Origin of the sequence: Bradyrhizobium algeriense (assembly GCF_003062295.1) — a bacterium.
Taxonomy (GTDB): Bacteria; Pseudomonadota; Alphaproteobacteria; order Rhizobiales; family Xanthobacteraceae; genus Bradyrhizobium; species Bradyrhizobium algeriense.
On record NZ_PYCN01000074.1, the window covers coordinates 1 to 9278 of the forward strand.

The 9278-nt window shown below is 55.3% G+C and carries 2 protein-coding genes and 2 pseudogenes; 2 read left to right on the top strand and 2 right to left on the bottom strand.

The features are described from left to right. Positions 1-763 precede the first annotated feature (763 nt). Positions 764-1079 (top strand): annotated as a pseudogene (locus C7G61_RS46680) (hypothetical protein). Between the two features lie 1130 nt (positions 1080-2209). Further along, positions 2210-2440: a hypothetical protein gene (locus tag C7G61_RS41245; RefSeq protein ID WP_338026189.1), complete on the top strand. Its 231-nt coding sequence runs from the start codon at positions 2210-2212 to the stop codon at positions 2438-2440. Positions 2441-2610: 170 nt separating this feature from the next. Here the strand turns inward: C7G61_RS41245 and C7G61_RS47750 are convergent. Beyond that, positions 2611-2919: pseudogene (locus C7G61_RS47750) on the bottom strand (transposase); the annotation flags it as partial. A gap of 3594 nt (positions 2920-6513) precedes the next feature. Then, entirely contained in the window at positions 6514-6897 is a 384-nt protein-coding gene (locus C7G61_RS45355) for a hypothetical protein (protein ID WP_190242242.1), read from the bottom strand. Positions 6898-9278 lie beyond the last annotated feature (2381 nt).

The following is a 9278-nucleotide window of genomic DNA, read 5'->3' on the forward strand; positions in this document are numbered from 1 at the left end:
TCGCGCACAAAGTGGGCCGTGTGCCCGGAAGGCACCAAATCCTGGATCGATGGCGGCAGCAGCCAAACCTGATCAACGTCCCAAGGACGAAATGTCTTGCTCATCCACCGTTTGAATCACGACGCTTATTCTTCGTCGAGAAAAATCCGATTACTCGGACAGGCTCCTAGGGGTCTTTGAAGAAATTGCGAGGACTACCGGCGATTAACTAGGACCGAATGTTCAATACCGCTTACCTCGCCTTGCCATCTGAAAGGTAGAGCGAGCGCCCGAGCATTGGATCAGCTCGGGAGCAGCTTGCAAATGTGTGCGGCTGCTCATGGGCATTGCTTAAGAGTGGATAGGCAGGTGGGAAATTGACCGTATTGTATGACAAATTAGAGCTCCCCAGAATACGAGAACGACCGTGCTGACGGGTTGATTATGTCGCCGGAGCGTTAGGCCACCCATGGCGTGAGGTATGCATCCGAGGAGAGACGCCTTGCATCGAGATGGATTAGTTGTTGAGAACTGTGCGCATGGACAGCCGCAATCAGTGGGCTGAATCGGCTTGAACTAGTGGAGGGCGAGTTTGGTCTGACTGATCCGCGTATTGGTGCTTAGTTTGGCCACGGCTGTAACATCGACCTTATAGGGTCCATCTGTTTGGAATCCTGCGTAACAGGGTCAAGAGTGCTGAATTTCTGCACCATTTAGCGCCTGCTTCGCAAACTTGCACCGCTCTTCCAATTAAAAGAGATCGTCCAGGTAAGGAGGTTGCAAAATGAACGTCGGTGTCCGCAGGGAAATCAAGGCGCACGAATACCACGTGGGTCTTACGCCTGCGGCCGTCCGCGAATATTTGACGGCCGGCCACAGGGTGGTAGTCGAGACCAATTCCGGTGTCGGCATGGGCGCTATGGACGACAAAGGCCGGCGCAACGATTCTGGACTCCGCTCATGAGGTATTTGCATCGAGCGAGATGGTGATAAAGGTCAAGGAGCCCCAGCTTTCCGAATGGACACAGCTGCGAGAGAACCAGATCTCTTCACTTGTCCGCATCTGGTGCCGGACCCAGAGTAGGCCAAGGTGCTCCTAAAGCCTGGGTGCACCTCAATTGCTTGGGAAGCCGAGACTTGATGCGCATGGCAGGACTTCCACGGGTTGCGCCGATGAGCGAGGTCTCGGTCAGGCTTGCGATCGAGGCGGCCGGTAGCGGCCGCGCGCTTGGCCGGCTACAGATGCCCACTGGCACCACTTTGACACCGTGCCTTCGTGACCCGCGGCGACAGCTATATCGCAGAAAATTTCGAGTGCTAGCCGGCAAGCGGTATCAGGCCGCTCCGTTCGCTCGCAATTGGAAAAGCCGAGCCATATGCCGGCATACTGCCGGCGGAGTGCTTTTCTTAATCGGTCCGTCCTGGCCTTCAGGAACATCACCGCAGATTTGCAGGACGTTCGGGCTTCGGCATTATGGCGCGGCTCAACAAGGCTAGCGCAGAGTGCCTCTGAAAGACCCAGACGCCGTAGCGGCAATCGTCTCAATTTTGCGGCGCGTTCACGGGGAGAACATTGCACGTGCGTTACTCGCAGACGGCGTGAGCTTGGCGGCACTTATCGATGCGGCGTTCTCCTTGCCAATAAGCAACAGTGACGCTATCCGAGTGATCGCGAGAGCGCTTGACTCTGGCGATTTCAGCTTCACACCGGACATAGGGCCGCTCTGGCGCGTACGGTACATTTATGAAGATCGACGTGCATCTATGCGGGTCGTGGATATGGAGATGTCAACGCCGTACAGAACCTTCGCGAGTACTGAGATTTCGTTGCGGCTGTCCGTATGATGCGAAGTCCAAGTCCCTCTCACGTTTTTTTCTATCAATCGGTTTGCAAATTTGGCGTCAGCCGTTGGACCCCCGGGTCCCCAGCTCAGGAATCAATATTGCAAGCCGAAACACAGGCTGTCGAGATGTACGCGAGCGGATAGAATGCGCCTCCCAAGAAACCTTCGGGCCGCTCGCTCAGTCCGGCTCTGAATAACGTCATGAGAGACGAGCAGTTCGCCGATGCTTTGTTGGGCTTGTCACTTTGCTTGTGCGACCCCTGGTTATTTTCATGGAATTGCGCTGATCGAAAGGCCGACGCCTTGAGATGCCGAATTTATCTGATGCGAAACGATCCGAGGTCGTACGGATTGTGGGAGCTAACTGCAAGCCGATTTCGTTGTGATTGGCGGCGGATAAACAGCTTCTGCCGCCCTTCACCTTGCTGAGAAAGGCCGCGCGCGTCGCGTTGCTGGAGACCACGGAAATGGAATTCGGCGGCTCTGGGCGTAACGTTGGGCTGGTCAATGTGGGCATGTGCGTTATGCCCGACACGCTCACGCTTGAGCCGCCCTTCGAGGAACGGGCTGATCGAACGGCTTGGCCGCGGACCACAAAAGGTCTTCTTTCTGATTGAGAAGCATGCATCGAATGCGAACCCGAACTGGGGACATCCTACATTGTGTCGTCGGTGTCGGCGCTGTTCTTTCCCGGCGGCAATTGGCGCGTTGCTCATGCCCTCAACGTAGATGTGGCAGGGCTTCTTCGACTCTCATCGCCAAGGTTGGTGACAGAAATGCTATTTCATGTCATGCGGCAACAGCCGATGGCGTTACACGCCCGCCGTTTGCTCGTCTTAAAGGTGAGCGACAGCTTCCGCTTGGCCGCGGGCGCCACCATTCTTTCCCAACAGATCCTTATGCATTATCAGTATGCGTCAGCCAGAGGCCATTTAAGCCGCGTGTTCTCCCTCTCCCACGTCTTCAGCCGCTGGCTCCGAGACCTCCAGCCCGCCGAACAAGGCTTTCTATTTGTAGATGTTGGAGCCGCTGACCCCACTTCGGGCATAAGTCGGGAACCGATACGCCGGCCTCGTGCTCCTTGAAGCCCTATAATCTGCTCTTCAGAAAGCGGCGGCGGGCACGCTTCCGAGCCGGTGCAATGTGCCTGAGCAGTTTTCGATGTTGCCACATGTCTTGCAATGGGCGACTACTGACCAGGGCACCGCCTAATGAAAGAGCGACACTGTTTTCTCCTCATGATGAGTTGTTTCATGCTCAGTTCGCCGTACACGGGACCAAAGCGCGCGCAGAGGATTGCGTGACAGGGAGTCTCCCTTTCAGCTGAGGCAGGGGCGATACTACAGGTCCGAGGGTCTTCCTAGTTCGGTGCGTAGCGTCCAAATCGCGCTATTTGCAAGATGCATTATGTCCTGCTCGCCGTTTCTCAGTGAGAGTTCTAGATCAGCTCGTAATCGATCGCGCAGCAATTCCTTGGCATTATGCACTAGCAATGGATCCGTCTCGACAATGCGCCATGACTTGTCAAATGCGGCGCTCACGACGCTGTCAGAGGCTGGTCCATGATTAAGAACTCCAGCGTGACATGCTCATAGAACGGATACACAAGTCGCCCGATCGAAAGTGGGTATATCGACCGGCCGGCCCGTTTTTTGCCAAAGACCTAAAGCCCAGCTTCATTAAAGCCAGCATGCAAGTACTCCCGCCAGACAGATACCACGTGTTGCCTTGTCATAACGGGTTGGTATGCGCACTGAAGCGCTTTAGTCTGCTGACAGCGCTCTCGATGGACCAACGAAGCCAATAGAGACGTTTGGTGAAGCCGAGATGACCGCTTTCGTTTTCAAGCCAATTAAGTTCTTTCGCGCAATTTGGCATTGTCGTTGACTTCGTCGCCAAGCATGCGTCTCGGTGGCCTCACTCTGTGGATCAGTCGCTCCGCGACGAGATAGTCGTGTCCTTCACCTCTGCTCAGCAGAACGGCGATTAGACGTCCTTAGCACCTGCGAGCGTCGGGATCTTCGTCGTTGCAACGTGAGGCGCCGATGTCCGAGACATGCATCGCTATGACAGCTCAATCCGTGGCAGTTCGCGCACGTGCATCAGGCTGTCAGTCACCGACAATCGGCGTGCGGTAGGGACGTTTCGATTGTGGTTCCCACCTCGAAGACGGCGATGTACGTGAGTCAAATTGTTGGAATTGTCTCCAGACTAACAAATCGCCGCTTCTTATCGTACGCCTCACGAGATCGGCTTTGTATGTGTAAGGCAGCGATGCAAAGCATAAGGAGCAAGCTTACAAGCGATCGAATCGTTACCGAAGGCCGGACTGCGATGTGATCGAGAGCTTTCCGTTAACGAATAGCGCTAAGACCTGCCCGTCATTCCAGGCAACCACGTGAAGCTTGATCCCTTGGATGATCTCCCTTGAAGTGATAGTGCCTGCGCAGCCGAACACGTAAACGACGTCTGCGTAGTTTGAGCCCAACTGAACATTGCTGAGCTCCGATTTCTTGACGCGACAATGCCCGGCTGGGAGTGAGCGAGCGTCAACTGACTTGTAAACCGCATCCTGGTCATCACGGACGACCGGATTGACGAGAGCTCCGCTTGGTGAAGCGCTGGCTTGTGCCGGTTGAGGGCCGCTCGATATCTGGGCTAGCTGCACGAACAGCCACGCGAAGGCCGGAATTGTTACTCGCCAGTTACTTGAACGGCCTATCAGGACGAATGCTTCAGAGATTTTCATCGAATGCCAGATGCCTTGTAAATTTCAATACTCAGCCACTGAGGTAGAGAGGCGGCAGAGGCCGCCTGCGATCCACGATCAATCGTTGTATGCGAAGTAGGAGTCGTCTTTGTAATCAAACATGTGGGCTTCACCTCGCGCTACGTTCACTGAGAAGTAGGATGATGCGTCGTGGTCAAAGCCGCTGTACACTCCCAAGCATTCAGTGAGTATAAAGTGCGACTTTTCACCGTGGTGGTACAGGTTCAGTACTCGCCAGCGACGTAGTGGATGACGTAGTCGTATCCGCTACCTGCGCCGCCGCGTACACGCGCCGATCCCGCAATAAGCATGACGAGCGCATTGTTGATGTGCCTGAATAAGCAAGCAACGTGCCGAACTCAAAATCTTCAGCTTCTGCAGGCGCTTCATATTGCTCTGTTCAAGCGACTTGAACCTTACGTGGCGTCAGGGTGTAGAGATTCTCGCCAAGCTAACGAACGGGGACTTCGGTGTCCAACAGGACATCTGACGAACCCGCGTTCCGCAAACGAAACTAGTTGCCGCCCATGCTATTGTTCATTTTGCTGTGGATCTTCTTCGCTGTATTTGGCATACTTTACGCCACGAGCGCACATGGCTCTCGTGTGGGCAGCGCGAGCGCTACGCGCCTTGCGTTCGCCCCACCCAAACACCCAAACGACGAGCATTCTAACCTGACAATCAGGAGAGCGCCTCACCCGACGGGGCCGCGCGGTTAGCGCGGCTCGCCGCGGACCCTAACTCCATCTTAGGAATTAAGCAGTGCCAGGTCACTGCGCTATCGCAATGGCGAATGTATCCGGAACAGACAGACGTGCATTGTGCCGCGACCGTTGTGGCGCGGCTCAACTCTCCTGGAGGAGTTGTTCCGCTTGCCCTTTGAATTCGCCGTGCCCGACCTCCTCCATGACAGGGAACCGGCAGGCGCACGCGGCGACCGTGGGATTGGGACTTCCGGTTGAAATCCTCCCCCCCCCCGAGAGCCGCGCCCGCTCAAGATCAATCACGACGATGTGTCGGAGACGCGGATCCGCCATCAGATCCATTGGTCCGGTCACCTTCCTGAACTTGCAAGTCGTCGATCCGACATTTGGCCCGCGCTCATTCGATCGACGGGCTGCTACCCGTCTATGTCTATGGTCTCGATGCAGAGCCGGCTCGCGGTTTCGAGGTGGTTTAGATCAACGTTGGCTTCCCGGGCATGCGTCAGTTGGTTCGCGACGCGATCGACAAGAAGTCCAAGCGGGCATGATTATGGCTTTAAGCCAACTGCTCCAGCGGCTCCAGCACGAAACGACCCAATTTTCAATTCGCACCTATGCTAATGATTCACACCTATTCTGATGAACCTGCGAAATTCAACCTTGGGCAACAGATCGTGCGAGGCGGTAAAAGGCAATTGCAAAAATGGCACGAAATCTGGGCGCTGTCAGGGCGAAGGAGAGGGCGGCCCTGTGCCCCAGGATTCGGACTGGTGCCCAGGCCCGAGCGACCTCGAAAGAACGGCCCTATTCGGGCGCTCTACAAGCCTTCGAAATATCGATCGAAGGCTGTAAGGCCTCGGCCGGGTATTTTCACGTCGTCGCGCCCATAGATTTCGCGGCGCAGGTACTTTAATTCGCTTTCGCACTCTTTGCCCTGACATCCAGATACCAGGTCCGACGGCTCCCATCGCCGTGTGAGCTCCAGCGATCGCGTCGCGCTTCGAGGACGTCGCGGTACGGCAATCGGCGGCCTTGGAGTGCAAATGGGACGGTTAAGACGCTTACTCAGCGGGCCTCAGTTTTGAGCCCTGGTGCGCCCACCAAACAAATCCAACAGTTGCGGCTTCAGTGACGTCGTACCGACCGGTTTGCACCGTTTTCGGCCGCGGCGTAGCAAAACGAGTGAGCTTCAAGCGCGAACCAATTCTCAGGGCCCTCAAATGGTCGGGCAGTTCGGTGAGCTTCGGGATTCGTTGACCTCGCTCAAATCGCTGATGGCTGGTCGCCACCAGCACAGGCGGACTATCGGTTGGTGAAATCCGTAAAAGAAGGGCGCTTGATCGCGGAATTTCAGCGTCGATACGGGAATTGTTGCATTAATCAATATCGACGCATCGTTACTGTTCAGGGCCACGTACGCGCGTTGATTCGATGCGCGCATTTCCAGGAGAGTCTTATTATGGCTAAAGTGCCTCCATTTCATTCGAAAAAACCGAATGCAAGAAACGTCTATCACGACAACGACAAGTGCACCGAGGGCAACAACATCGAACGGCAATATCTCGCCTCCGGCACTGCCGGGCGACCGCGCTGCGAACATTGCATCCGCCTAGCCTAGTTCACCCGCTGCGGTGGTGCAGATGATTAACCTGCACCACGGCCCTTCTAGCCGGCCGTCAACGATATCTCAGACCCGCTGCAAGCGCGCCCAGAGGAGCTTGATCATGGCTAAAGCGCCGCCATTTCATTCGACAAAACCGAATGCAAGGAACGAGCTCTCACGACAACGACAACTGCGCCGAGGACAGCAATATCGAACCGCAATATCTCGCCTCCGGCACTGGGGGGCGACCGCGCTGCGCACATTGTAGCCGCCTAGCCTAGTTCACCCACTGCTGTAACTAACTGCCACCAGGGCCCTCCTGGCCATCAACGACATCGTAAGCCCCATGCACTCTGAGGACTGGAAGGCCGCATTCCACAAGCTATGCGAGCGCGCGATAGACAGGCCAAGAACGGCCTGAAATTTACCGTTGGCTCCGGACAGGCGTGACCCAATCGTTTCGATACCGTCGGACCCGAGAACCAATACAGCCCTCCCAATCCCGGCATCTGTTCCGTGTCGCTGGCTGGGGTTAAGCTTTCCAGACTATTTTGATTGAATAATGCCAACTCCAAAAGCTTGCTGTCCTAACTTACCGGACCAAGTGTCCGAACTAGAACAGCACCCTCCGGCCTAAATCCCACAGTAGCTTTTTGCCCTCTCATTTCACAACAAGACTTCCGCCCTAGTACTGTTCAGATACTCCGACAAGTGGGCGCGCAGGAGCAACATTTCGCGCGAACGAGAGGAGCCCTCCTGGGCTACGGCAAGCATTGCATCGAGCTCGCTGGACCGCTTCGGCACTAAAGGGTGAGCGGATTAATGAAGTCACGTCGTGCTGAAGCGCTGCGCAAGAATTGCCGTCGCCGGCAATTGCTCCATATCCCGTAAGCAAAGAACCCGGTCGCACTCGCTGAAGCGGCGGAAGATCGGGTCGATGCTTTTGCGGATAGTTGGCGAGAAGGGTGCGAATACCACGCACTGATCGCCCTCAAGAGCCTCTCCGTTGCAAGGCGCTTGTCCGTCCGGAACCCTGAACGGATCGCAGGTCAGATACGTAAAGTGAAACGCGCACATCCGCCGATCTGAATAGCTTCGATGTAGATCTTAAATGTCAGCGGTCGGCTCCATACGACCAGGACAAATTTGCTCCCCGGGGAAGCACAGGGCAGCGAATTCAGAGACATCACAGCGAAACAAGACCATTCTCTACTGCAATTACTACGATCCCATTACATGCGACAATCTCCCTGATCGCATTCGCGAGGTGGGAATTCTATCGTTCTGAGCTCGACGAAGCTCGTCTATCTCCAAGTTTGTTTTGCCTTGTCTGCACCATCTCAGGTGTCGGGCTCTCTTGGCTAGAGAGATTAGCTCTTCCCTCAATCTCATGAGTTTTGGCCAGCATTGAGCCGAAAGTGCGCGAAGCACCTGTGCGGGGCTCGCTTTTCCCAAGACTGACTAAGTCAAGCTCTTTATCAGAGCACTGGAACCGGAGTCCGCGGGCTCTCTGCACTGCCAACAGCAGTTGTTTGTTGGCTAAGGGTACTCGCGTCAACGAAAAGGGCTCATCGTCGCATCCCTCATCCGGTCGGAACGCGCCTCCATAATCGACGAGAGCCGCCTATCACATGCTTTGGCGAAAAAGCTCTCGCACCCTTCTGCACAGAACATCTGCAATCGCGACCAAATGTCGAAGAGTCTACTTTTCATCCTCATAGGCTGGATCGACTTCACACATGCTTGAATTCTACTTGCACATACGGACACAAATTTGCAATGAGCAGGTGCTACTCATAGTTGCGGTAGAGGGCCTGAGGCAGGTTATCGATGTAAGATTGAAGAAAAATGGAGACAAGTTTGAAAACCGCGAAGCCCAACGTAGTTCCACTTCGACTGTGGAGTGGACAGTTGCTAAATTCCTGGCCCGATGAGCCTCGCTCTGATCAGCAGGTGACACGATCGAGAGTTCGATGCGGTTTCCATTCCTCCGACCCGACTGGATCCGAGGCGCTCGAGCAGGCCCTCAAGCTGTCAAGATCTATGATGGCGGCACCGAGGGAATTAGTTTTCGGGGCACTACCGCGGAAGCTCCCACGAAATGCTAATTATCATTTTAAGTGCGATAGCGACAGCGCCAAACCGCCAAGTAACCGACGCGTAGTGATCCTGAAGTCTTCCTGGACCTTGAACTGAGATGCAATCCACTCGAAGGGAGAAATCAAGCCATGTCGCATGCCATTGCCCCTAGCAGTCTGCTGAAGAACCCCCTCGCCACGGAGGGGGCTTGATGATTCACTTGATCATCTCGAATCGGCGGAGATGATCATGCGGGGCAGGTTTACGGATCAGGGCGGACTGTTTTCGTACATTGCGCC

Coding starts and splice junctions, on each gene's coding strand:
- C7G61_RS45355 (WP_190242242.1), bottom strand. CDS start 6,897: ATGTTCGCAGCGCGGTCGCCCGGCAGTGCCGGAGGCGAGATATTGCCG.